The organism is Paenibacillus sp. BJ-4 (assembly GCF_020404765.1).
Lineage (GTDB): Bacteria > Bacillota > Bacilli > Paenibacillales > Paenibacillaceae > Paenibacillus.
In genome coordinates, this window is sequence record NZ_JAIVEM010000038.1 from 1 (window position 1) to 25054 (window position 25054).

General features: G+C 46.2%; 25 protein-coding genes and 1 other RNA gene. 17 read left to right on the top strand and 9 right to left on the bottom strand.

Translation table 11 applies throughout. The features are described 5' to 3' along the window. Positions 1-140: 140 nt before the first annotated feature. From LCF57_RS07525 to LCF57_RS07535, 3 genes are all read right to left on the bottom strand, one after another. A complete protein-coding gene (locus LCF57_RS07525) occupies positions 141-1319 on the bottom strand; it encodes a putative glycoside hydrolase (RefSeq protein ID WP_226000132.1) in 1179 nt (392 codons plus the stop codon). Positions 1320-1549: 230 nt separating this feature from the next. After that, entirely contained in the window at positions 1550-1738 is a 189-nt protein-coding gene (locus tag LCF57_RS07530) for a hypothetical protein (protein ID WP_007429817.1), read from the bottom strand. 172 nt (positions 1739-1910) lie between these two features. After that, positions 1911-2732 (bottom strand): YitT family protein, encoded by an 822-nt coding sequence (locus LCF57_RS07535; RefSeq protein WP_226000133.1) that lies wholly within the window; start codon positions 2730-2732, stop codon positions 1911-1913. Between the two features lie 324 nt (positions 2733-3056). Between LCF57_RS07535 and LCF57_RS07540 the strand changes: the two genes are divergently transcribed. The 4 genes from LCF57_RS07540 to LCF57_RS07555 all read left to right on the top strand — a co-directional run bounded on the left by LCF57_RS07540 (position 3057) and on the right by LCF57_RS07555 (position 6487). Then, positions 3057-4637 carry a DEAD/DEAH box helicase gene (locus tag LCF57_RS07540; protein WP_226000134.1) on the top strand — a complete coding sequence of 527 codons (1581 nt, stop codon included), beginning with the start codon at positions 3057-3059 and terminating at the stop codon, positions 4635-4637. Between the two features lie 226 nt (positions 4638-4863). Further along, a complete protein-coding gene (locus LCF57_RS07545; protein ID WP_226000135.1) occupies positions 4864-5625 on the top strand; it encodes a YesL family protein in 762 nt (253 codons plus the stop codon). Between the two features lie 58 nt (positions 5626-5683). Continuing rightward, a non-coding RNA gene (ssrS, locus tag LCF57_RS07550) (6S RNA) lies at positions 5684-5878 on the top strand. A gap of 216 nt (positions 5879-6094) precedes the next feature. Beyond that, on the top strand, positions 6095-6487 hold the full coding sequence (locus tag LCF57_RS07555) for a DUF1499 domain-containing protein (protein ID WP_226000136.1): 393 nt from the start codon (positions 6095-6097) through the stop codon (positions 6485-6487). A 92-nt stretch (positions 6488-6579) separates the two neighbouring features. On the opposite strand, the gene tpx is transcribed toward LCF57_RS07555, so the two are convergent. After that, on the bottom strand, positions 6580-7098 hold the full coding sequence (gene tpx, locus LCF57_RS07560; protein ID WP_226000137.1) for a thiol peroxidase: 519 nt from the start codon (positions 7096-7098) through the stop codon (positions 6580-6582). A 120-nt stretch (positions 7099-7218) separates the two neighbouring features. On the opposite strand from tpx, the gene LCF57_RS07565 reads away from it, so the two are divergent. Next, positions 7219-7842: a rhomboid family intramembrane serine protease gene (locus LCF57_RS07565; protein ID WP_226000138.1), complete on the top strand. Its 624-nt coding sequence runs from the start codon at positions 7219-7221 to the stop codon at positions 7840-7842. A 97-nt stretch (positions 7843-7939) separates the two neighbouring features. After that, positions 7940-8878, top strand: a complete 939-nt coding sequence (locus LCF57_RS07570; protein ID WP_226000139.1) for a LysR family transcriptional regulator — start codon at positions 7940-7942, stop codon at positions 8876-8878. An 84-nt stretch (positions 8879-8962) separates the two neighbouring features. Here LCF57_RS07570 and LCF57_RS07575 read toward each other — a convergent pair whose 3' ends face one another. Then, a complete protein-coding gene (locus LCF57_RS07575; protein ID WP_226000140.1) occupies positions 8963-9634 on the bottom strand; it encodes a zinc metallopeptidase in 672 nt (223 codons plus the stop codon). Positions 9635-9676: 42 nt separating this feature from the next. Next, entirely contained in the window at positions 9677-10108 is a 432-nt protein-coding gene (locus LCF57_RS07580) for a MerR family transcriptional regulator (protein ID WP_049825024.1), read from the bottom strand. Between the two features lie 295 nt (positions 10109-10403). Here LCF57_RS07580 and LCF57_RS07585 point away from each other — a divergent pair, with 295 nt between their 5' ends. The 5 genes from LCF57_RS07585 (at position 10404) to LCF57_RS07605 (ending at position 16185) form a co-directional block, all read left to right on the top strand. Next, positions 10404-11807: an ammonium transporter gene (locus LCF57_RS07585; RefSeq protein ID WP_226000141.1), complete on the top strand. Its 1404-nt coding sequence runs from the start codon at positions 10404-10406 to the stop codon at positions 11805-11807. A 47-nt stretch (positions 11808-11854) separates the two neighbouring features. Further along, a complete protein-coding gene (locus tag LCF57_RS07590) occupies positions 11855-12937 on the top strand; it encodes a DUF294 nucleotidyltransferase-like domain-containing protein (RefSeq protein WP_226000142.1) in 1083 nt (360 codons plus the stop codon). Continuing rightward, positions 12934-13671, top strand: a complete 738-nt coding sequence (locus LCF57_RS07595) for an exonuclease domain-containing protein (RefSeq protein ID WP_226000143.1) — start codon at positions 12934-12936, stop codon at positions 13669-13671. The genes LCF57_RS07590 and LCF57_RS07595 overlap by 4 nt, the downstream gene beginning before the upstream one ends. A gap of 460 nt (positions 13672-14131) precedes the next feature. Continuing rightward, complete coding sequence (locus LCF57_RS07600) at positions 14132-15283, top strand: PLP-dependent aminotransferase family protein (protein WP_226000144.1); 1152 nt, start codon at positions 14132-14134, stop codon at positions 15281-15283. A 254-nt stretch (positions 15284-15537) separates the two neighbouring features. Continuing rightward, positions 15538-16185 (top strand): TlpA family protein disulfide reductase, encoded by a 648-nt coding sequence (locus LCF57_RS07605; RefSeq protein ID WP_226000145.1) that lies wholly within the window; start codon positions 15538-15540, stop codon positions 16183-16185. Between the two features lie 42 nt (positions 16186-16227). On the opposite strand, the gene cimA is transcribed toward LCF57_RS07605, so the two are convergent. Further along, a complete protein-coding gene (gene cimA / locus LCF57_RS07610) occupies positions 16228-17844 on the bottom strand; it encodes a citramalate synthase (RefSeq protein WP_226000146.1) in 1617 nt (538 codons plus the stop codon). Positions 17845-18141: 297 nt separating this feature from the next. Between cimA and LCF57_RS07615 the strand changes: the two genes are divergently transcribed. The 3 genes from LCF57_RS07615 to LCF57_RS07625 all read left to right on the top strand — a co-directional run bounded on the left by LCF57_RS07615 (position 18142) and on the right by LCF57_RS07625 (position 21392). After that, positions 18142-19422: a DNA polymerase IV gene (locus tag LCF57_RS07615; protein WP_226000147.1), complete on the top strand. Its 1281-nt coding sequence runs from the start codon at positions 18142-18144 to the stop codon at positions 19420-19422. A gap of 149 nt (positions 19423-19571) precedes the next feature. Continuing rightward, positions 19572-19814: a ferredoxin gene (locus LCF57_RS07620; RefSeq protein ID WP_007429833.1), complete on the top strand. Its 243-nt coding sequence runs from the start codon at positions 19572-19574 to the stop codon at positions 19812-19814. 159 nt (positions 19815-19973) lie between these two features. Next, the gene (locus LCF57_RS07625; RefSeq protein ID WP_226000148.1) at positions 19974-21392 is read left to right on the top strand and encodes a L,D-transpeptidase; all 1419 of its coding nucleotides are present in this window, start codon (positions 19974-19976) and stop codon (positions 21390-21392) included. Positions 21393-21419: 27 nt separating this feature from the next. On the opposite strand, the gene LCF57_RS07630 is transcribed toward LCF57_RS07625, so the two are convergent. Further along, positions 21420-21566 (bottom strand): hypothetical protein, encoded by a 147-nt coding sequence (locus LCF57_RS07630; protein WP_226000149.1) that lies wholly within the window; start codon positions 21564-21566, stop codon positions 21420-21422. Positions 21567-21786: 220 nt separating this feature from the next. Here LCF57_RS07630 and LCF57_RS07635 point away from each other — a divergent pair, with 220 nt between their 5' ends. From LCF57_RS07635 to LCF57_RS07645, 3 genes are read left to right on the top strand one after another with little or no spacing between them, the layout of a single operon-like run. Then, positions 21787-22881, top strand: coding sequence for a quinone-dependent dihydroorotate dehydrogenase (locus LCF57_RS07635; protein ID WP_025715804.1), 1095 nt, complete (start codon positions 21787-21789; stop codon positions 22879-22881). Between the two features lie 35 nt (positions 22882-22916). Further along, positions 22917-23729: a GTP pyrophosphokinase family protein gene (locus tag LCF57_RS07640; protein WP_025715803.1), complete on the top strand. Its 813-nt coding sequence runs from the start codon at positions 22917-22919 to the stop codon at positions 23727-23729. Further along, positions 23730-24299: a DUF309 domain-containing protein gene (locus LCF57_RS07645; protein ID WP_226000150.1), complete on the top strand. Its 570-nt coding sequence runs from the start codon at positions 23730-23732 to the stop codon at positions 24297-24299. A gap of 86 nt (positions 24300-24385) precedes the next feature. Here LCF57_RS07645 and LCF57_RS07650 read toward each other — a convergent pair whose 3' ends face one another. Next, entirely contained in the window at positions 24386-24913 is a 528-nt protein-coding gene (locus tag LCF57_RS07650; protein WP_226000151.1) for a thioredoxin family protein, read from the bottom strand. Positions 24914-25054 lie beyond the last annotated feature (141 nt).

A 25054-nucleotide genomic window follows, 5' to 3' on the forward strand; every position in this document is an offset into this window, starting at 1 on the left:
CAACGATTTCAGGCCAAACTCAAACAGCGCGCGCCGATTGAGTACCGGCACGCGCTGGCTGCTTAGCCTTTTTTCACTTGTCTACTTGACAGGGGTATGACCAAACAAGAAGGCAGCCTTTTAGTCCGGGATTCAATATATTACTTGTACGTTACTCCACTCGTGTAGCGATTGGTTGCATTCCAGAGCAAATATTCATCCACCTTCATATCCTTAAGCGCTCGAATTTGATCCTCGACTTGGATTTTCCCATACTTGGCATAATGGCCACTGCCCAACCAGCTTGCGGTAAAATCCTGAATCCACGGACGAATAATCGGCTTTAGCTTGCCTGTTGGATCAAGCTTTTTATGTGTATCGACCATGGAGCCTTTTATCGTCTGGTAAGGATTTTTATCCGGGTCCTTGACACCAAACCAGCCTGTTGTGTAATGGCTTGGATAGACCATCGGCGAAATGACATCTACGTTTTCAGAGATTTTAGTAAAATTCTGTCCGATTCCCTCAGCAGCAGGAACGGATGCGGCATATCCGAAAATATCTACCGATACCCGCACACCCAATGGAGCAAGCTGTTTGCGGGCATATTGCACGAACTCAGCTACGGCATCCGAGCGTGATTGTTCCGATTTGGTATATTTCAGCTTATCTGCTCTTTTCTCAAAGCCTTCAGGAAAACGTACATAGTCAAACTGAATTTCCTTAAAACCGAGCTGCGCTGCTTCTTTGGCAATGGCGATATTATAATCCCATACCTCCTTGTTATAAGGATTGACGAAACCGTCTCCCTTGCCGTTTTTCCAAACCGACCCGTCAGGATTGCGGAACGACATTTCGGGATTTTTGTTAGCTAGCACGGTATCTTTAAATACCACGATCCGGGCGATTGGATAAACCTTATGCTGTTTCAAACGATCCATCAGACCGGCAATATCGCGAATAAATTTTTGGGGCTTGCCCAATTTTAGCAGCTCAGGGTTGGTCGTTGGATAAGTTATGTAACCTGCATCATCTTTAATGTCAATGACCATTGCATTGAGCTCCGTTTTGTCGATTAAATCCAGCAGCTGATTCATACGCGAACCGCCTGCACTGTAAGCCGTCACATAGATGCCTTTGATGGCTGGGGTGGTCGGCTGCGGGTCTAATTTGACCGGAGGATTGGATGCATCTACCTTCATGCTATTATGCTGGGCCTGCATCATGGCGCTGCCAAGCGTTGTTGCTACCGTGTCTTTGACACTTGGTATATTGGCTGTTTGGTCCCCATTACCACTCATCCCCATGGCGATTAACATAATTGCCCAAATCATATTCATTTCCCCGTTCTCTCCCTTATGTCTGTCGCTTACCTGATTATACGTAAAGTTATGTATCCAAAAAACAACACCTTTGTAACCAAAGCTGGTGTAGCAATCGAAGTCATCAGGTACAGTCTTACATGATTAACCCAACGATCGTTCGATGAATCCATATCATTGCATAAATAATGCCGCTCTCTTCACGGCTGTAGATACAACCGGAAGAAGCGGCACTGGGTAAAGCGGATTTATTGAAGATAATTATCGTTCTGGTGCTCACAAATACTGTACTGAATAATTTCTAGCGCATCCGTTGGCTTGAGTATGGACATCCCGTCCCGAAGAACAATCATCGAGTTCAGCTCATTCTTTTTGAGAGAAGGGAGCATTTCTGGATACCATCTTAAGACGATGTCGGACAGTTTTACCGTTTCCATTTCCACAAAAATCACCCTTTCCTGCTCGGAATCATTCCAAAAGAATCATTCATTACGAATCGGAAAAGCAAAGTGCCTGTGAAATAGCAGGTAAAGCGGTCTTTTAAAGACTATGGGAACAGCGCACGTATAGTGTACCACAGAAACTGTATTTTGACACTCGGGTACATGCTTATCTTCGGCGGAAGGAACCCATTACTCCAACGGTTTCCACAATATTAACAAAAGCGGACGGGTCCACTTCCTTAATGATACGCTTTAATTCAACCAGCTCATAGCGTGTCGTAACTGTCATTAGCATATCCTTTTCCTTATGTGAGAAGGCACCTTCAATTTTGATTTTGCTGACACCGCGTGGCGTGGCCAACATCCGGTTCAACAGTTTTTCCGTGTGCTCTGTAATGATGTAGACGGTGATTTTTGTATGGCTTACATAAATTTGATCCAATACTTTACCTGTCACGAAAATGGACAGCATTGACGCCAGTGCAATATTCCAATCTCCGTTCAAATATCCTGCCGCGAGAATGACCAGCCCATTCAACCCGACAAGTACAGTTCCTACGGGAAAGTCACGATAACGGGTAACAATGGAGCCGATAATGTCAAAACCGCCGGTAGACCCCCCTACCCGGAAGGAAATCCCTGCTCCAACGCCGATCAGTACCCCACCAAAGACGGAGGCCAGCAGTGGATCCGATACAACAGATTTCACCGGAATCCAGGTTAAAACCCACGTTGTAACAACAACGGATAAAATGCTCAGGCTAATAAATCGCTTGCCCAGGATAAACCAGCCTGCAATAAGCATCGGGATATTGATGACAAAATACATTGTGCTTATATTGAATTTTGTGAAATAGCCAATTAGCATGGAAAGCCCGGCTACTCCCCCGCTCAGCAGGTGGTGGGGCACGAGAAACAGATTAAAACCGCATGCTATGGCAGCGGCTCCAAGGATGACAACGAAGCAGTTTAACACTATTTTTAACAACTTTTTTTCACCTCATTTAAATTATGCGGGAAGCAACTTGCTGGTATTCATGAATTGTTCTGTGCTATAATGCGATGTGGATATTCTTGAGTAGGGACCTATGTCCAGAGAAACACTTAAAATTTAAACTGTTTTAAAAAGGGTAAATTCGTTTAAGATGTATCGGATAGGGTTCCCCTGATTTATTACAGAAGTTTGCAGTTTTAAGCCCAAATAAACTTACTGTATTGGGGAAAACTTATACAATAATATCGCTACTTAAGAATACAGACAACATTGTGGATTGTCCACCACATCCACCATTATGAAGGAGTATGAATAAATTTGACGACATTTGCAGAATTTGATCTTGAACCGAAGGTAATTCAGGCGATTACGGAGTTGGGCTTTGAAGAAGCCACACCAATTCAATCCCAATCCATCCCAATTGCACTGCAAGGCAAAGACATGATTGGCCAAGCCCAAACAGGTACCGGTAAAACCGCAGCCTTTGGTATTCCGCTGATCAACAAAATTTCTAGAAACGATGAAAAAATTAGAGCTCTGATTATGGCGCCAACACGCGAGCTTGCTATTCAGGTAGCTGAAGAAATCGAAAAACTGTCCCGCTTTAAAGGTCTTCGCACTTTGCCAATCTATGGTGGCCAAGATATCGTGCGCCAGATTCGCGCATTGAAAAAGAAACCTCAAATTATTATTGGTACACCAGGTCGCCTGCTCGATCATATTAACCGCAAAACTATCAAGCTGGAAGACGTAAACACAGTTGTTTTGGATGAAGCGGATGAAATGTTGGATATGGGCTTCATGGAAGATATCCAATCCATTTTGAAGCAAGTTCCGGACGAGCGTCAAACGATGCTTTTCTCGGCAACAATGCCTCCTAATATTAAAAGATTGGCTGAGCAATTCCTCAAAGACCCTGAGCATGTTTCAGTTATTCCTAAACAAGTTAGCGCTCCACTGATTGAACAGGCCTATATTGAAGTTCCTGAACGGCAAAAATTCGAAGCATTGAGTCGTCTGATCGATATGGAGTCCCCAGAACTCGCCATCGTATTCGGTCGCACCAAGCGTCGGGTAGACGAGCTGGCTGAAGCTCTGCAAAAACGTGGATATTCTGCAGACGGTTTGCATGGTGACTTATCTCAAAATCAGCGCGATGCTGTTATGCGTAAATTCCGCGACGGAAGCATTGATGTGCTCGTAGCGACTGATGTAGCTGCTCGTGGTTTGGACGTTTCTGGCGTAACTCACGTTGTGAACTTTGACCTTCCGCAAGATCCAGAAAGCTATGTTCACCGTATTGGCCGTACTGGACGTGCAGGTAAAGAAGGGGAAGCATGGTCTTTCGTAACGCCTCGTGAAATTGATCATTTACATTTCATCGAACGTGTAACCCGTCACCGCATTCCACGTAAGCCGCTTCCAACACTGGCTGAGGCTCTGGAAGGCAAACAACGCATCATCGCAGAACGCCTCTTGGAAGCTGTAGAAAAAGGCGAGTTGAACGAGTACAAAGGTTTGGCTATTCAAATGCTGGAGCAATATGATTCTGTACAACTTCTCTCCGCAGCTCTGAAGCTGATGACTGGTGAGAAGAGAGAAGCATCAATTGAGCTGACTCCTGAAGATCCAATCCGTGCAAAACGTCGTAAACCAGACATTCGTTCTGGCGGTCGCAAGCCGTCCAACTATAGCGGTCGCAGCAACGGAGGCTATAATTCCAACCGTTCTGGCGGCAGTGGCAGTAAAGGTGGATATGGCGGTTACAACCGTGGCAAAGAAGGCGGTGGCTACAACCGTGATTCCGGAAGCCGCTACAGCGGAGATCGCAAGCCACGCACGAGCAACAATGGAGAAACACGTCGTCCTGCAAGACGTGAAGATTCCTCTTCCGAATAAGTAATAATATGTTTGAAAAGCCGAAGTGAATACCAGCTTCGGCTTTTTTTATTATGTGATAGTACATACTTAACAATTTTGTAGGAACCTGCTTTGACGAACTACCTGTTGATTTCACTGGCGCATTGGGGATGAAATACGTTATGATATAGTCAACAGCCGGAATTTACAGGCATAGCAACATGGGTCTTGGAACTGTCAAGGCTCGCGGAGGGAGAGACTAGCATTGGAGTTTAAAGGAGCTATGGGTGGTATTTACCGCTTGACGGAATGGATTACCCGACTGGCAGCTACCAATTTATTATGGGTGTTATGTTCGTCGCCTTTTATGTTCTGCCTCATACTCAAACTACTTGTTATGAATCAGAATTTGGCTAATGAATCTTTACAAATGAACTGGGCGATGGCTATTTTGGCACCGCTTACCTTATTCCCGGCTACATCGGCTATGTTTACCGTTGTTCGCAAATGGGTGATGGGTGACACAGATACTGGTGTGTTTCGTACTTTCTTTAAAGGATACAAGGAAAACTATAAGCAGAGCCTGATCGGGGGCATTTTTTACACGTTACTGTTTGTTATCATGTATGTGGATTATACCGTATATATGACACAGCTTAGCAACCTGCAAATTGTGGGCGTTATCATGCTTATTCTTATCATTATTTTGCTCGTGTCTATGTTTAACTTCTTTTCGATGGTAGCTCATTACCATATGTCTATCGGACAAATTATGAAAAATGCGATTTTACTGACGCTGATTCGACCATTCCGTGTATTTTCCACCATGCTCGGCAGCGCTGTTGTTATATTTATCGGGGTCAAATATCCCGTGCTTTTCTTATTCTTTATCGGCAGTATTGTTGCCTGGTTCGCTTTCTTTAATTTTTACGGAACATTCCTCAAAATGCAGGATCAAATGGAAAAGATGAAGCAAAAGGATGAGGAACAGGAAAGCGTTGAAGACAAGAAAAGTGATAACCTCTAAAAATAAAACATATTTCTCCTAGCATTTACTTTCTGAGTGAGAAGCGCTATAATAAGGTCACATCCTGCGATGCGCGTTACGGCCATTTGTTGTTTTGAACCAATGACAATGTCTAGGGAGATCTATACGAATGAATAGCTGAAAAGCCCTGTCAATTTCTGACAAGGGGACTTCAAAAGTTTGTTCTGCGGTCACCCACCTGCTAAAGCAGGTTCAGAAGACGCTATGGTCGGACGGCATCGGCGGGTACTCCATAACGTAATGAACACACTCTGGTACTGCTTCGTGCAGAAACAGGGTGTTTTTTGTATGCAACAATGTTAAACTAAGACATGAGGTACTAAGGTCGCATACCACAGGTATGATCGGGCAGACTTTTGGTTGTTTATCGTATTTTATAAAGCGCTTGCAGCAAAAGAAGACCGATGTACCATATGATGGCAACGATTATCGTGAAGGAGGAAATGTCTTGTCGTTGAAGAGGACTCTGGTAGGGATTGTGCGCAGCCAAGAAAGTACAAGCGACCGGGTCAAGGACCCCCATATGAAGACACGCTATTATAACTTATCGAGAGACAAGGCTTGGGAAGAAGTGACATCTATCTTAAAAAAGATTCCTGGCTATAAGGTACTCCATGAGGTAGCATCCGTAGGTGAGATTACGTTAGAGAAGCGAACGGCGTTCGGTAGAACCGTCGATATTACTGTTTCTATATTATCTGTTTCGCCAGTTCGGAGTGCGGTGGATATTTATTCCGCGTCACGTGGATCGCTGGGGGACTTAGGCGCAAATTATCGCATTATTTTACAGCTGTTCGCTATGATTGACAAGAAGCTGTCCGCTTATAAGGTCGTACAGTGATTGTAGACACGTGAGCAGTGGTGAAACAGACTCATGTCAAAAAAAGCGAGGAAGGCAACCCTTCACTCGCTTTTTTAATATTTAATCTTGATTTAAACGAGTTTTTTCACCGCTGCAATCGCTTGATCATAGTCAGGATGCTCGGACATTTCGCTCAAGTATTCCACATAAGTGATCTTGTCATTTTGATCAATAACAAAAATAGCCCGATGATCCAAATGGAATTCCTTGATGAACACGCCATAAGCTTCACCGAAGGAGTGATCCTTGTAGTCGGACAATGTCAATACGCGGTCAATGCCCGCAGCTCCACACCAACGGGCTTGAGCGAACGGAAGGTCCACGCTGACAGTCAGTACTACGACCTGATCTCCAAGAGAATCCGCTTCTTGGTTAAAACGTCGAGTCTGTGCATCACACACGCCTGTATCCAAAGAAGGAACAACACTGATCAGTTTGACTTTGCCTGCAAAGTCTTGAAGCGTAGCTGCTTCCAACAGGTTCTTTTGTAATTTGAAATCAGGTGCCTGATCTCCAATTTTCAATTCAGGACCTAAGAGAGTCAAAGGATTGCCTTTAAAAGTAGCAGCTCCTGTACGTTCTTGTGGCATATGTAATAGCCTCCTTGGTTTTTAGCATTGGTTATCGTTGCTGAAATCTATTATAATCTTTTATAAAAGATATTGTCCAATTTGAATAAGGTGGAGACACCCCATGAAGGAAGGATTGCCTTGATTTTTTTACGTTATGAGAACTGGAAAAGCTATTTGCGTTTTTACCCGGTAACCTGTCTGATTTTGCTCATCAATATTGTAATGTTTATTGTGCTCACCGTACAGGGTGGATCGCAGAATAGCTTAACGCTGATCCGGTATGGCGCCCTGATTAATGAGGCACCTTTCACTGACCAGCTATGGCGTTATGTGTCAGCCATGTTTTTGCACGCGGGATTCGATCATCTTTTATTTAATTCCTTTGCGATCCTCGTTTTTGCTCCACCGCTGGAGCGCTTGCTGGGCTCCTTTCGCTATGTGCTGTTGTATCTGCTTACAGGTATTGTAGGGAACGTGATGTCCATCGCACATTACAACATGGCAGCGGAAACGACGATCTCTGTAGGAGCCTCAGGAGCGATATATGGGATTTATGGTGCATTTCTGTACGTTGCTCTGTTTCAACGGTCGCTTATGGATGACGCTTCACGCAAAACACTGTACACGCTGCTTGGGTTTGGTATCCTGTTTTCTTTCGCTGTGGCGAACATTAACTGGACCGCTCACTTTGGCGGCTTGCTCAGTGGGTTTTTCCTGTATGGATTGATGATAAGATTGACTGGCCGACGTAAACGTCACTAAAGACAGCTTTATCGTAAGTAAGCAGGGGAATAATGAGGAAGATGTTCGATAACATCTTCCTCCGGATGTTGAAAAACAGATTGGAGCGAATATTGGAGTGGAATTACGACAGTTGCAATACTTCATGAAAGTAGCGCAAAAGGAACATGTTACTCAGGCAGCCGAGGAGCTACATGTGGCGCAATCTGCGGTTAGTCGGCAAATTCATCAGCTTGAAGAGGAGTTGGGGGTTAACCTTTTTATGCAAAAGGGCCGCAATTTGCAGCTTACGCCGGTGGGACAACTATTTTGCAAACGGGTTGAAACGATTATAAAGGACTTGGAACGGGCTGTTTTGGAAGTGCATGAGTTTTTGGACCCTGAAAGAGGCGAAATCCGCATCGGTTTTCCACACAGTTTGGGGATTCATCTTATTCCTACGGTGGTGGCTGAATTCCGTAAGCGGTATCCCAATGTTAAATTCAGATTTAAACAGGGGATGTATCCGAGTTTGATCCGTGATGTGTCAGCAGGTGAAGTGGATTTGGCTTTTGTATCTCCATTTCCAGATCGTCATGATCATGTTGAGGGGGACGTGGTATTGACAGAGGAGTTGTTTGCAGTCCTGCCACCTAATCATCCTTTGGCTACAGCCAAGCATATCACGCTTAGCCAGCTTAAAGGTGAGAAGTTTATCCTGTTCAGAGACGGATATTCGCTGCGTCCGATTGTATGGCAGGCTTGTCTGGAGGCTGGATTTACGCCAGATATCGCTTTTGAAGGCGAGGAGACGGATACGATTCGCGGATTAGTTGCAGCCGGTATGGGGGTCAGTCTTTTGCCTGAAATGGCATTGTTTCAGACCAACCCGCTTCAGCCTGCAAGAGTGTCGATTGTTGATCCGGAGGTGACGCGAACCATTGGCTTGATTCATCGCAGAGATGACAAACTTCCGTTGGTTGCCAAATCGTTTCGTACTTTTTTGTTGGACTATTTTGGTCTTCAGGGCAGTGCCGCTGCTCCGAATGGGAGTATAAAGCAGATTGAACGCAAGTGAGTACAGCGCATTGGCATAGATAAAAAAGGTTGTTCCTCTACCATCACATGGCGGAGGAACAACCTTTTTTTTGCATACAAGTGATTAGTCGCGACTGTTAAAAATACCGATCAAGCGGATCAGTTCCAGCAAGGAAACGAGAGCTGCGGCCACGTACGTTAATGCAGCGGCATTCAATACTTTGGCGACACCCCGTTCTTCATCACTGCGGATAAATCCTTCAGAAACCATAATTTCACGAGCGCGGTTGGAAGCGTTAAATTCGACCGGCAATGTAATTAATTGAAAAGCAACCGTAGCTGAGAAAAAGATAATACCCAAGCCGATCAGGTTCGTGAAGCTGAACAAGAAACCGGCAATCAGCAGAAACGGTGCGATACCGGATGCAAAGTTAACGATCGGAAAGATGCGGTGACGCAACGCCAGCATAGGATAATGCTCTTTATGTTGAATCGCATGACCGACCTCGTGACAAGCCACGGCAACCGCGGAAATGGATTTTTCATAATATACTGGCTCAGACAGGCGTACCACACGATGTATCGGGTCATAGTGGTCAGACAACGCACCGGGTACGGGTTCGATAGGAACATCGTGCAAACCATTACGATCCAGCATGTGCCGGGCTGCATCATAACCTGTCAGCCCATTTTCGTTGGGAACGTCAGCCCACTTGTTAAAAGTACCTTTCACACGAAATTGCGCCCATAAGGATAAGCCGAACGCAAGAATAATCAATATATACATACCCATCATAAAGCAACCCTCCATAATTGTTTCATCATACAGCCCGGGAACCTACATCATAGAGCTATGCTCCAGCAAATACTTCAGAGCTTCGATACAAGCGGCACTTTGCGGGAGTAAACCCGTAAGCAACTTACGTGCTTGAACGGGCTTGAGTTGCCCTAGGAGAGGCTGTAGCTCGTTGACTTCACGCTCCAGACGCTGCATGTGCATCTCCAGACTCGTCAGCTTGTCAGTCACGTGATCTTCCCCTGCAACCGAGCTCCATTTAATCAGTGTCTGTTTGATTTCCTCGAGGCTATATTTCTCTTGTTTCATTTGGTTAATACGTTCAAGCCTGTTTAAGGTTTCATCATTATAAAGCCGATAATTTTTCAATGATCGTTCTTCAGGTGTGATCAAACCGAGCTTTGTGTAATAATCAATGGTTCGTTCGCTGACACCAGCCGCCTTGGCTAGCTCACCAATTCGATACAGCTTCATATCCCCATCTGTCCTCACCTCGCGCTCTTCATTCAACCTTCAAAATCATGATCTGCAAACCGAGTGCTTAATAAGAATATTTTACATGATTCTCAACCATACAGTCAAACGTTATACTTTTTTCAGGACTGAAACAAGCTACTTTTATAGTTAGTAAATATGACATGGAAGGTTCGACCCCTCGTTTTTTCAACATAACAAAAAAAATCTTGTCAATTTTCATGTATTCTGCTTATAATGACAATAAGAATTTCACGAAATGTAAAGAAACATAACATTCAAGGGAGTGGGCTTCATGAGAAAAAAGTGGTTAGTTGCATTATTGGCCATGGTGACGGTACTGGCTTTTCCGGTAGGTGCATTCGCTGCTGACGGTCCGACAAATATTCAGCTTCAAGCAGGCTTAAACACGGCATTTACCTTCTTGGCATTTATACTTGTGTTCTTCATGCAAGCGGGGTTTGCGTTGTTGGAGGCCGGCTCGACACGAATGAAGAATGCGGGACATGTCGCTGGTAAAACGATTCTTACTACAGGTGTTGCGGCTTTGTCCTTCTGGGCTCTTGGATTTGGACTCGGCTTTGGTAACGATGGCGGCAACGGATTTATGGGACTGACGGGCTTCTTCATGAGTGGTACCGATGCTGCTGCATCGTTTGATTCTCTTTCCGCTCTGGATGTTCCGATTACCATTATGTTTTTGTTCCACTTTGCTTTTGCTGCGGTATCTCTTTCCATCGCCTGTGGAGGGATGGCAGAGCGTGCGAAATTAAGTGTATACATTATTTTCGGTATTTTGTTCTCTATCGTGATCTATCCGGTTGTAGCTCACTGGGTATGGGGCGGTGGCTGGCTTGGTAAACTGGGTATGCAGGATTATGCTGGTTCAACGGTAGTCCATCTGACAGGCGCTACGGCGGCACTTGTCGCTACGCTGTTGCTCAAACCGCGTCTGGGCAAGTTTAATAAGGATGGCAAGCCGAACATTATTCCTGGTCACAATCAGGTGTACTCAATCCTGGGTGTTATAATTCTCTGGTTTGGCTGGTTTGGATTTAATCCCGGCAGTGCAGTATCGGCTATGAATGACGGGTTTTTCGGATACGTGGCACTAACGACGAATCTTGCAGCAGCAGCAGGTGGGGTATTTGCTCTGTTGGTATCCTGGATGGTCTATGGTAAAGCGGATATTCCGGCGATGCTGAACGGTGTATTGGCTGCTCTGGTTGCTATAACAGGAGCGTGCGCATTTGTAGCTCCTTGGGCGGCTCTGATCATCGGTGCCGTAGCGGGTATTATCACCTTCTTCACAGCACAATGGTTTGAGCGCGCAAGAGTAGATGATCCGGTGTATGCCTTTTCTGTGCATGGTATTGCGGGAATGTGGGGTGCAATATCGACAGGATTGTTCGCTACGCCTGAACTTGTAAAAGTAACAGGTGCAGGTCAAGCGGGGTTGTTCTACGGTGGCGGATTTACGCAATTAGGAGTGCAGCTGCTTGGATTGGTTGGCACCTTTGCCTTCGTGTTCGTCATTTCCTTCATTATTCTGGGTGCGATGAAAGCCATTATGGGCATTCGCGTTACAGAAGAGGAAGAAACGATGGGGCTGGATATTAGTGAACACGGTACGTACGGCTATCCAGAACAAATGAAGTTGGTTGCCGAGGCTGAAAAGCGTTCTGGAATTGTAAGCTAATATGTAAAATATAAAGAGCCAGTATGGAGAGCGGAGGAGATGGTAGTATGGAACTGCAAAATACGGCCCCTTGGGTGAGTTCCGCCGAAGCGATTGATCAAGCAGACACGCCTGAATCGCTAAGGCAGGCCAGGGTCGATTCTCAAAAATGGCTGCTGGCTTCCCAAGCCTCCGCTCCGTTATCAGACTGGTTACAAACGGCGAATGAAATGCATGACCGCATCGCGGCCAGAGCTGTACAAATGTGCGAAAAAGGGATGGTTGAGGATGGCTTCGGCCCCCCTCCCGTCCCTTACGCATTTATAGCCTTTGGAAGCATGGGGCGCTCGGAATCAACGCTATGGAGTGACCAGGATAACGGTATGATTATCAGTGATATTGTATCTGCTGATAAAGAAATGTATTTTAGAGAATTTGGTCGCAGAGTGTCTGCGATGCTGGAGTATTTGGGCTATCCCAAATGCGAGGGGAAAGTGATGTGTTCGGAGCCGTTGTGGCGTCGCACATTGTCTGAATGGCAGGAGCAGCTAACGACATGGTCGGATGATTTTGCCTGGGAGCCGATTCGTTATCTGATCATCTCATCTGATATGAGGTATATTGCTGGAGATGAGCAATTGTCATGCGAATGGAAACGAAGCTTCTATAAGCTGTTCCGAAAACATCCCGATTTGCCTTCAGCAGTACTCAGGAACACAGTCAGGCATAAAGCGACACTTAATATTTTAGGTCAGATCGTCACCGAACGCTTCGGAGAGCATGCGGGCGATTTTGATGTGAAATACGGGTTGTATATTCCGCTCGTAAATGCAGTGCGCTTTCTGGCGTTGCAGCACGGAGTGGAGGAAACCTCCACGCTGAAAAGACTGAGGCGTCTGGCGCAATTAGAGGCTGCACCGCTTCCTTTGCTGGACGCTTGTGAGCGGGCCTTTCGGATTGCACTTCAGCTTCGAACGGCTACTCCAGCGCAGGAGAAGGATGGATTGCTGATCAGCAACGGCTACCTGGCCGTCAAGCCGCTGAAGCAAGGCAAGGGCTGGCACGAGCTGCGTGAGGCTCTTTCGACGGTGCGACGGTTCCATCGTGCGTTGCAAAGACAGCTGCGATTTATGGAAGGGAGAAGGTCATGAAGGAACCAGCGCAGGGAGGCGGCTTTTGGAGCGCTCTCCGCAGAGGAGGAGTACCGTCTGCCATCGCTTCAGTAATGGGGGCTCCTACGGCTCAGCAGATGGCGTTTATTCGCTCCTTAACCCGGGAGCAACGGCGCTCTGAAGTTTTGCGGACCCCGCTGGAGCGTTTGGAGACGGTTGTTTTTGATCTGGAGACGACGGGATTTTCTGCGCAGCATGGTGATGAGATTTTATCGTTTGGAGCGATTCGGGTTGTCGGGGATACAATTATGGAAAAAGAGCAGTTTTATACGCTTGTCAATCCACGTACAGTGATTCCTGAGCATATTACCGAGCTAACCGGGATTACCCGGGAAATGACGGATGAGGCTCCACCGCTTATGAATGGGCTGCATGATTTTATGTCCTTTGTAGGTGGGCGTGTACTTGTAGCGCATGCCAGCGCTCATGACAAGGCTTTTTTGAATGCCGCTTTATGGAAAACATCTAAAGTTCAGCTGACTCACCGAGTTCTCGATACGATGATGCTTGCCAAGTGGCTTGAGCCGCAACAGCACCAAACGTATAGCCTGGATGAATTGCTGACCTATCAAAGCATTCCGATTGAGGGGCGGCATCATGCGTTAGAGGATGCAAAAATGACAGCTAAGCTGTGGGTGGCGTATGTTCAGGAAATGCTTAAGCGTAACGTGACTAATTTGGCAGATGTTTATGCACATTTAAGTCATGCCTGATTTCGTACACAGCGTTAGCACTCAAATTACACAAAAAAACAGTAAGCCCGCGATCATTCGTGGGTTTGCTTTTTTTTTGTGCATATATGTGCGGAGAAAATAAAGTATAGACTGAGAGCGCTTGCTTGAGTTTCGCCATGTAGCTGGGGGCCACTTGTCGCAGCGTGCCGATCTGCATAATCGGAGTTGACGTTGGAAACTATTTTGTTACAAAGTGCCGTGCACTTGCCACACATAGTACGACACCGATATTTACTATAAAGATAGACCAACCCATTGACTCGTGCAGAACGAAAGCTGAAAGTAGCAGGCGCTGCCTTCCATCCGTAAGCAGAGCCAAAAATTCGGTTGTAGTCTCAACACAATTATTAGTGTTTATCAAGAACTCGAAAATCAATATCTGATTTATTTACGCCCGAAGAGTGGTTATTTTGTCGTAGCCAAAGAAGCGCTCCTTCCCTTGCTGCAAACAAAACGAATCGATTTTGCATCAGCAGCCCCCGATCCCGCGTCGATCCCGCAAATCGACTTTCGTCAATGCTTGAACAAAGCGATGGAATTATTTGAGGCTTCCATTTTCACATATCCCGATCCACAGGGTTTACTTTCCCTTCGCCAGGAGATTGTGAAGCTTTTTCATCATCAGCAGGTTTTCCCTTCGGCACAGCAGGTTTTTATATTTTCAGGCGCTCAGCAAGCTCTTCATCTTTTAGCGGGGATGCCTTTTCCAAACGGAAAAACCAATATTCTGGTCGAGCAACCAACCTACTGGGGAATGTTGGCTGCGCTTAAAACACAAATACAAACCGTAATAGGCATCGAAAGAACTCCTAACGGGATTGATTGGGCCACTTTGGAGCGTCATTTTCAAAATAATATGATAAAGTTTTTTTATACAATCCCGCGCTTCCATAATCCATTAGGCACTTCTTACACGCCGGAAGACAAACAGCGATTGGCAGAGCTCGCCAAAGCCTACGACGTTTACATCGTTGAGGATGATTATCTTGCTGATCTGGAAACAAACAGCAAAGCAGATCCTATTCACGCTTATAGTGGAGCCAGTCATGTCATTTATCTCAGAAGTTTTTCCAAAGTGATGCTGCCCGGATTAAGACTTGCCGCGGCAGCAGTACCAGATTCATTCATTCCTTTACTCCAATGGCATAAACATACGGCGGATCTGAGCACCTCAGTGCTTTCTCAAGGTGTGCTTGAGATTTATATAAAGTCCGGGATGTATGCTCATCATGCGAAGCAAATGAAATCCTTGTACAATCATCGCATTAAGCATCTAAGGGAAATTTCACAGCGATTTTTGCCCAAAGAGTGCTTATATACCATCCAATCCAGTGGTGGGATATTCTCTTCAATACAACTTCCGGACTTCATTCATACAGAAGATTTGGTCAAGCGATTGGAGAATCGTGGAGTTGATGTTCTAGCAACCGATAAGCAGTTCCTTTCATCTTTCCCCAAGCTTAACTTGCTGCGTCTTAGCATCATTCGGACCGATGAGCAAGATATTGAAGAGGGCATCCGCATCATTGCCGAAGAATTGGAACGTGCCAAACATACAGGCAGCTCCCCTAAGCCATTCTTTCGGTTATGAAGGGATGAAGAGCATGAAGAGCAGGGTCTTCGTTTTAAGTTCTTATGACGGATGGAAATAATTTGCTTTTTTATTCCGTTAAGCTCTTTGTTTATATGAAATCAACCTGTCATATCGACAGGTTGATAATTTTTCAGTCTAATACTTATTTTCTTTTGACAATATATACAGATCACAGGGTTAGAGGTGGCAGCAAGCTGGGCATCCTATGGAGAAGTTCAAGGTGAGCCCAATGAAAGCCAGGTGATTGGATAGTGATTAGATTTGGTTTTATTCGATTAGGGATGGCTATGCTGGTTGCGGAAGCGGCTTCAGGGCTAGTTATTGCAAATATGGCTTATGCAACAAGCTTGTCCAGTAAAATTGTACTTTCACAGGAGGAGTATAAGGATGAGGAGGGGCTTGGGACAGAGCTGGCTGTAGAGGCTGATTCAGATGCAGTAGAAATGATAAAAAAGCTGAAACCCGGTCAACGGCTTCCTTCCATGATTTTAAAGGGTTTAAACGGTAACTCCTACGATGTAGCGGCTACACGTGACAAACCGCTGGTTATTAGCTTCTGGGCTTCATGGTGCGATCCGTGCCGTTTGGAAGCGCCTATGCTGAATGAGCTGTATCGGAAGTACAAACATGATGTAGATGTGTATGGGATCAATGTAACTCGTTATGACCGATTGGAGGATGTGCAGAAATTTTCCCGCTCTTTGGGTCTGCAATTTCCGATTTTGCTTGATGAGCAAGGGACATTGTTTGAACGGTTTGGAGGAGCAGCTTTTCCGACTCATGTATTGGTTGATCATCATGGATTGGTGCACGAAATTATAATCGGCATGTTAAGTGAGCAGGAACTGGAACGTAAAATACAGATGCTTCAAAAAAAGAAGGTGTCTTTGAGGTCCTGATAGACCCTAAAGACACCTTTCAAACTTACTCCATTCACCTGATTAGTGGTTAACTAACCCCTGATGAGTAAGGTCTGCCTGCTCGTTTTTGGGAGTCGGCGCTTCCAGCAACGCATAACGGAAGCTGTCCAGGAGAGCTTCCCAGCTGGCTTCAATGACATTTTCGGATACGCCTACGTTACTCCAGACGTCTTCGTAATTTTTGGATTCTATGAGCACTCGTACTTTGGCGGCGGTGGCATCTTTTTCGTCAAGCACACGCACCTTGTAATCAGCTAAATGCATGTCCCGTAGCGCGGGAAAATATTGGGAAAGGGCCTTGCGAAGTGCGTTATCGAGTGCATTGACAGGACCATTTCCTTCAGCAGCGGTATAAACACTCGTCCCAGCGACATTTAGCTTCAAGAACGCCTCGGATACGACCGGTCTGCCTGCTGTTTTTTCTACCAGCACCTTGAAGGACTCAAATGAAAACATTTCCTTCACTTCGCCGCCTGCTTCCCGAATGAGCAATTCCAGCGAAGCATCGGCTCCTTCAAACTGATAACCTTGATGCTCCAACTCCTTGATGCGGCTAATGACGCCACGCGCTTCATTACTGGAAGGATCGAGGGTGATGCCCAGCTCCTGCGCCTTGGACACAACATTGCTTTGTCCAGCCAGTTCGGAGACCAGTACCCGTTGTTTGTTACCTACCAGCTCAGGGGAGATGTGCTCGTAAGTTCGCGAATCGCGCAAAATTGCTGACACATGAATGCCGCCCTTATGGGCAAAAGCTGCATTACCGACATAAGGCTGGTTCACAGGCATATTGACGTTAGCCACCTCGCTAACAAAGCGGGCCGTATTGCTGAGTTGCTTCAGCTTGTCATCACCCAGACAATCATAGCCGAGTTTGAGTTGCAAATTAGGAATGACGGAGCATAGATTAGCGTTACCACATCGTTCGCCGTATCCGTTAATGGTACCTTGAACTTGTCTTACGCCTGCTTGAACCGCGCTCAGCGTGTTAGCTACTGCCAATTCACAGTCATTGTGTGTATGAATACCCAATTGTGATCTTGTCAGTTGACTATGCAGCGTAGTGACAATTTCCTGTATCTCATGCGGCATAGTGCCACCGTTTGTATCGCACATCACGAGCCAGTCCGCGCCTGCTTCTTCTGCTTTTTTCAAAACGGCGAGTGCGTATTCTGGGTTATTTTTATAACCGTCAAAAAAATGCTCGGCATCAAAAATTACCTCCATACCTCCTTGTTTCAAAAAGGCGATGGAATCATAAATCATGGACAGATTTTCCTCCAGTGTCGTCTGTAAGGCGGTGTGCACATGAAAATCCCATGATTTACCTACCAGTGTAGCTGCCTGGGCGCCGGATTCCAGAATCCGCTGCAGATTGATATCCTCTGCTGCAATGCTATCCTTGCGACGCGTGCTGCCGAAGGCGACAATTTTGGCCTGAAGTCCTAATTCTTGCACCCGTTTGAAAAATTCGATATCCTTGCTGTTGCTCCCGGGAATCCCGCCTTCAATATAATGAACACCGAGATCATCAAGTTTTTTGGCGATTTTCAGTTTGTCGTCAGCAGACAAGCTAATTCCTTCTCCTTGAGTACCGTCTCGCAGCGTTGTATCAAAGATAGAAATAGCGGTGGACATGAGGGACTCCTCCTTTGCGAATGCTCAGATTGATGTAACTTTGCTTTTTTAAGCAGATTTATTTAATTATTTAACGCTTAAAAACAGGAAAGCGTCAGCTTGCCTTGTTCGTATGATACTCGATTATATCAACTAATGACTTCAAATGTAATATATAATTATCATTTTGTGGCCGCAAAACCTTTATTCTCATGTAAAATCTCATGTAAAATAGAAGGAGAATTCAGATCTAAAACTAAGCCAAGAGACATATTCCCGTAAGAGCGGGTGAATTTACAGTTAAAAGAAGGGTTGAGCATGAAAGATGTCAGTGCTTATTATCCGGTCGGTGGGCGAGTTATTTTGCATGTGGATATGAATGCATTTTATTGTTCCGTTCATGCAGCGGAGGAACCGGAGAAATATAAGGGATTGCCTACCGCCGTAGCTGGCAGTAGTGAGCTGCGCAGAGGTGTAATTGTAACCTGCTCCTACGAAGCTCGACGCTTGGGCATTTCAACAGGGATGGTTGTTCAGCAGGCCCGCCGGATTTGTCCGCAGCTTATCGTAATACAACCTGATTTTCACTTGTACCGTCGATATTCCAAAGCGTTTATGAACATTGCTTATTCGTATACCCCTATGCTGGAAGCCACTTCAATTGATGAATGTTATCTGGACATTACAGGTTCCAAGCAGTTTGGAACACCTCTGGAAATTGCAGAGGAAATTCAGCGCAGGGTAGAGGATGAGCTTGGCTTGCCCTGCTCGATTGGAGTAGCACCCAACAAGCTGTTAGCGAAAATGGCCTCTGATCTAAAAAAGCCACGTGGGATATCCGTTTTACGTCTGCGTGATGTGCCTAGCATTTTGTGGAAGCTTCCTTGCAGTCAATTGTTTGGTGTGGGTCGCAAAACGGCAGACAAGCTTTTGCAAATGAACATTTGTACCATCGGGCAACTGGCTAAAGCGGATGAACATATGCTAATTGGTGTATTTGGCGTGACAGGATCGTGGCTCAAATTGGCGGCCAACGGGATTAATCATTCTCCAGTCAGCACTGAACGGGAGCCTAACAAGTCCATTGGGCATACGACGACCCTGCCTATGGATGTGGTGAAGCTGGAAGAGGCTCAGCGGGTACTTCTTAATATTAGCGACCAGGTAGCCCGGAGGCTACGACGACACGGTATGCTGGCAGGAGGTATTCAACTCACGATTCGGACGCCGGATATGAAGACCTTTACTCGTTCTCAGATGAGAAGTACTCCTACGGAAAGTGCTGAAGACATATATAAGGAAGCTTGTGCGCTGTATCGTCGTCATTGGGGAGAGGACAAGCCTGTGCGCTTACTGGGGATTACACTACAGCAGCTCATTCCGAAGGAGGAAGCGGCTGTTCAGCTGGATCTTTTTGAATATCAGGATCAGCCCAAGAAAGAAAGTCTATTGAAAACGATGGATGCGCTGCGCGACAAATTTGGTGAAAATGCAATTTTGACCGCCGGGATGCTGGGAGATGATCCTTCAGTGCTTCTTCGCAATTCCAAACTGCGTGGAACTTCGCTGCAAAAAGACAATCTCCCGACTCCTGAGTGAATTTATGTAGAGCTGCGGAAGCTAGCACTATAAGCGTTTTTTACATCAAGGATAAAGGAAAATAATTTGTAATAATTTTTCGTTTGTATTAATATGTGAATAGAATGCAAAGCTGGTTTGTTTGATTGTATAGGAGGAAGAGAACAGTTATGGCTAAATACACTTGGGTAGAAAAAGATACATGCATTGCTTGCGGAGCCTGTGGCGCCACTGCACCAGACATTTATGATTATGATGATGAAGGTTTGGCTGAAGTTATCTTTGAGGGAGATGCAAACCAAGGCATCAAGGCGATCTCAGAAGATCTGTATGATGATATGCAGGATGCTTGTGATGGTTGCCCTACAGATTCCATCAAAGTTGCAGACGAGCCTTTCAACAAAGAAGGTTAAGTGTAGGCTTCTTGGATGGACACAGCATCGACAGCTTCCTTCGCCGTATAACGGTGAAGGTATGCTGACGGTGCTGTTTTTTTTGTGCTGTCCATCTGGTCCATTTCGACCGATATACATAATAGGAAGTTCGCAAGATTACACGATCAGGAGGATCCGATGGACCATTCGCCTCATCTTAAATCGTATGTAAAAAAGCATCCTGATAATAAAATGGCTTGGTATTTACTCGGTAAAGAGTATGAGAGCAGCGGTCAGGAGGGCAAAGCAAATTATTGCTTCAATCGCGCGGGGGAAGTGTTCGAGGCCTTCGAGCATAAACAGATTCCGGCAGACGTATGGATGGAATATCAGGATAAACTAGTTCAGATGTCCAAGGAGAAGGAGCGGCGAACAGCCCGAGCACGTCATCTGCTAACTGCGCTCATGGTACTCTTGCTCATATGGGTGCCTTCAGCCAATTCACCGAGGCATTCAAATGAGAACGCATCCGTATTACCCGGAACCGAGCGTACAGCAGCCGATAACGTGAAAACCGCGGAAATATCGAATGTTGCCCCCAGAGAGACCGCTCAGATCGGTGGGACTAATGCCGGCGGCGTGTTTACGGCCCAAGGTCGAAAAGGGAGCGGAGCTGAGACAGCGCTTGCTGATATGCTAACAAAGACGGATCGTTTGCCCCCCAAAACCACCGTGCTGGGCATGGAGCAGAGTGGCTCATGGTTACTTTGGAGAAATGGAATGCAGCCATTACTGAGTGTGCAAAACCAAGGGAATGGTGGATTAGCTGTTCAGTCTTACGACGCCGCTGCGTGTGCTTGCAAGCCGTCCGACAGGGAGAGTCTTCGCCAAGCGGGTCTGGAATGGGCAGCCGGCCAGGAGGAGCTGGCTGTGCTGAGTAGCTCCATGCGTGCTTTTCGTTCAGAGCATCAACGCCTTCCCCAGAGTCTTGATGAGCTAACCCGCAACTTTCCCGATAACACGATGTACGGTACGACAGAGGGGATGAAGAAGGCTTTTACACCTATGCGCAATTTACTTGCTTCACCGGGACTAGAAGCGGATCAACACGCTGGCTCGACGGCTGAAAGAAGTCCTTTACTGGCATCGTCTCTGCATGGACGGCCTTTTCTGGGGCAGCCGCTACGGATTGTGGTAGACAAATCCAAGCACAGGCTCGGATTGTTGAGTGGCAATGTGCTAATCCGAAATTATCCTGTTGGATTGGGTGGAGAAAAGACGCCGGAAGGGAAATTTGTAATTAGCGATAAAGTGGTGAATCCGAACGGTAAATCCAATGGTGAGTTTGGTAGCCGTGGAATGCAGCTGTCTGCAACGAATTATGCCATCCATGGCACGAACGAGCCAGACAGCATTGGGAAAAATGAATCGCTGGGCTGCGTCCGCATGGGCAAGAGGGATGTGGAGGAATTGTTTGCTCTCGTGCCTTCAGGTACGGAGGTGGTCATTGGTACTGGGGGATTGCCTGATCAAGTGCTTGTGCCTGATTCCCGATTTACGAGTGAGCCGAAGCATGACCAGACAAATCCCCGCAAAACCTATCACTGGCTAAATTAACCTTTTTGATGCAAAGCTACTTGTAGTTTAGAGGTTTCCCGCTTGTGCTAAAACCATAACCAGGACAATTACAACGATGAGGAGAACAAAGCTGACGGCGGTCCATACAATCGCCTTCTTGTTCACCTCGTCCTTTTTCTTTTGCAGACTGGGCGGCTTGCGCTTGGTCTTCATATCAGCAATCCCTCTTTTCTGACGGACTAAGAACCTTGTCTTACTATGTCCATTGTAAATGGTTTGATTATACATTTTCAATGACATCTCCATGACAACTGAATTGTTCTGATGCCACACCTCGCAAATTACTTTCTTTTTGGTATGGAAAAAGCTAAACTATTTTGTAGAGATGTTTTTTTAGGATTGTGCAAGGGCATAGAACGGAGTGGATGAGAACGTGTTGTATCGAAGGATTGTAAAACCTGTTTTTTTCAAAATGAGTCCGGAGACGGCCCATCATGTAGTCATTGATGGCTTAAAGTATGCGGGGGCGCTTCCAGGTGGAGCAGCAACGCTGCGGGGGATGTACGGAGTCAAGGAAACGGAGGATCTTGCCGTTGATCTGTTCGGACTTCATTTTCCCAACCCGATTGGACTGGCTGCGGGGTTGGATAAAAATGCGGAAGCGGTTGCCGGCTTTTCCTCCATCGGGTTTGGTTTTATGGAAGTAGGCACGGTGACACCTGTCGGACAGCCCGGAAATGATCGGCCCCGCTTGTTCCGCTTGCCTCCAGATGAGGCATTAGTCAATCGGATGGGCTTTAACAATCTGGGTGCGGAGAGTATGGCTGAACGATTGGCTGCACTCAAACATCGGCCTGTTCCGGTTGCTGTTAATATTGGCAAAAACAAAATCACGCCCAATGAGGATGCACATAAGGATTATGAAAAGTGTATTTCCGCGCTATATCCATATGCGGACTTCTTTGTGGTGAATATTAGCTCGCCGAATACACCGGATTTGCGAAAGCTCCAGCATGGCAGTGAACTGAAATCATTGCTTGAAGCGGTTCGGGCAGAGATGGGTGTGCAGGCAGCCAAGTATGGCGAATCCAAATCTGTGCTGGTTAAAATTGCCCCGGACGTATCGGATGAGGAACTGGAATATATGACGGATGCGATCGCTGCCAGTGGAGTGGACGGTATTATTGCGACAAATACAACGATATCCAGGGCTGGCCTGACACATCGAAATGCGAGTGAAACGGGAGGCTTGAGCGGCAAGCCGCTGCGTGATCGTTCTACAGAGGTCATTGGGCGGGTATACCGTCAGACGGAGGGCAAGCTGCCTATCATCGGATCGGGAGGCATTTTCACCAGCCGTGATGCCTATGACAAAATTAAAGCAGGCGCGAGCCTGATTGAAATTTATACAGCATTGATCTACGAGGGACCGGAAGTGAATCGGGCTTTGCACGCCGGTCTGCGTGAGCTGCTTCGAAAGGACGGCTTTAGACACATAACCGAGGCTGTTGGTGCAGATCACAGATAAAAAATGTGGTGTTGGAAGAGACAGGAGGTACGGGGATGGACGGAAGAGACTGGGGAACATTTTTGCTGCCATACGATCAGGCGGTGGAGGAGCTTAAGGTCAAGTTCAAAACAATGCGTGCGGAGCTGAAGAAGCGCGAGGAATACGCTCCTATCGAATTCGTAACCGGACGGGTTAAAAAAATATCAAGCATCCTCGATAAAGCGAAAAGATTGCAGGTTTCTCCTGATCAGCTAGAGACGGGAATCGAGGACATTGCAGGCATCCGTATTATGTGTCAATTCGTTGAGGATATTCGGCGGGTAGCCGAGTACATTCGAAGACGCAAGGATTTGACTGTGCTGTATGAAAAGGACTATATCACCAACTATAAAGATAGCGGTTATCGCAGCTTTCATATGATTGTGGAATATCCTGTGCAGACGGCGCTGGGATTAAAAATTGTGCTGGCCGAAATTCAGATCCGTACCTTGGCTATGAATTTCTGGGCCACCATCGAGCATTCGCTCAGTTATAAGTATCGTGAAAGCTTGCCGGGTGAAATGCGGGCAAGGTTGAAAAAGGCCGCTGAGGCAGCCTTTGTATTAGATAATGAGATGTCTTCCATTCGTCTTGAAATATTGGAAGCACAGAAAAAATTTGAGGATGAAGCGAATATCGTTTCCAAAGTGCTAACAGGTATGCATCGCTTGTATTTTTACCATAAGATCAGCGAAACGATTGATGCACAGCGCAGGTTTAATGAGCTGTGGGAGCAACATGATATGGAAGGAATCAAGCAGCTTCACGATGAAGTTAAGGAGATGCTGGAATCCTCCACCAAGGAAGAAGACAGGGATGAACAATAAATGGTGAACATTTCCTATGAACCGTTGTACGTGACTTACCTGGTATACTTCAATCGGGATCGGGATTATTTTGAATGTCATGAGGTACTGGAAGAGCTGTGGCTTAAGCTGGACCGTGACCCTGTATATAAAGGTTTACTGCAAATCGCTGTAGGGCTGTTTCATTTTCGCAATGGCAACTATCGTGGTGGGCATATGATGCTGGACAGTGCGGTACACAGACTGGAGCATGCTCCACCGCAGGCGCTAGGCATTAATATGGCGAAGCTGGTAGACGAGGCGCGCACTTGTGCTCGCCAGCTTGCCGAGTTTGTTGCCGCTGGCAAGGAAGAACTCCAGCACCAGCCGCCGGTTTATCGGGATTTGACGATTGAAATCGTCGACCCCAGGTTGCGCTGGGCCGTGGAGGATGTATCGCCGTCCATTCCGGCCAATATCCCGCAGCAGCGAAGCCCACGGCGCGGGGAAAAGCATGAGCAGCGTCAGCAGGCGCTGGAAGCTTCAATTAGGCGCAGACAGGCAGCTCACGGCTCCAGTATTGCTTTGCCCGAAACGAAGGACGCGACGTAATTCGAAACGCGCCATAATAAGCAAGCAGCCCGATCCATTTTGAGGGGATCGGGCTGCTTTATCGTTCCGGAATGTGCGAACGTCCTCTAGGAGGTTACGTTCTTTTTATATTTCTCGAAAAAGGCTTTGAAATCGTCCAGCGTATAGCCGTTGTCGGAAGGGCTTTCCTTCAAGCCACCAACCATGCGATCCTTTTCCACGCCTTTTTCGTAATAGACGAGCGTAGGGGTATATTCAATGTGATACTTGTCCCAGCCGTCTTCATACTCACGCAGGTTAAACTCATGCATTGTGATGTTCTCCTGCTTGCTCAAAGGCATCAGCTTGGGAGTCGTGGCGCGGCAATGAACACAATCGGATGCAAAATGATAAACGAAAAAGCTTTCCTTTTTGTTAATTTTGCTTTGCAGATCTTCTGGTTTAATAATCTGCTGATAATTTGGATCATTCAATAATTCTTGAGTGGCTGGCTTTAAAGACGCTGTGGACACGCCATACAGCTCATTTTTAGTACCAGAATTTAAAGCGAGCAGCACTCCAAGCAAGATGACCAGCACAACAAAAAAGCCGATGACAGGTATAAGCTTTTTTTTGTTGGATTTTTGGGCGTTCAATATAATCTCTCCTATCAAAATTCAAAATATATAGCTAAGAATCTCATTATTATACAACATTACAGATTGTAGTGAAAGTTTGTGAATCACAGAGATATTGCGGCATAACGGGTTGATTATGGTACAATAAATTTTATTTTA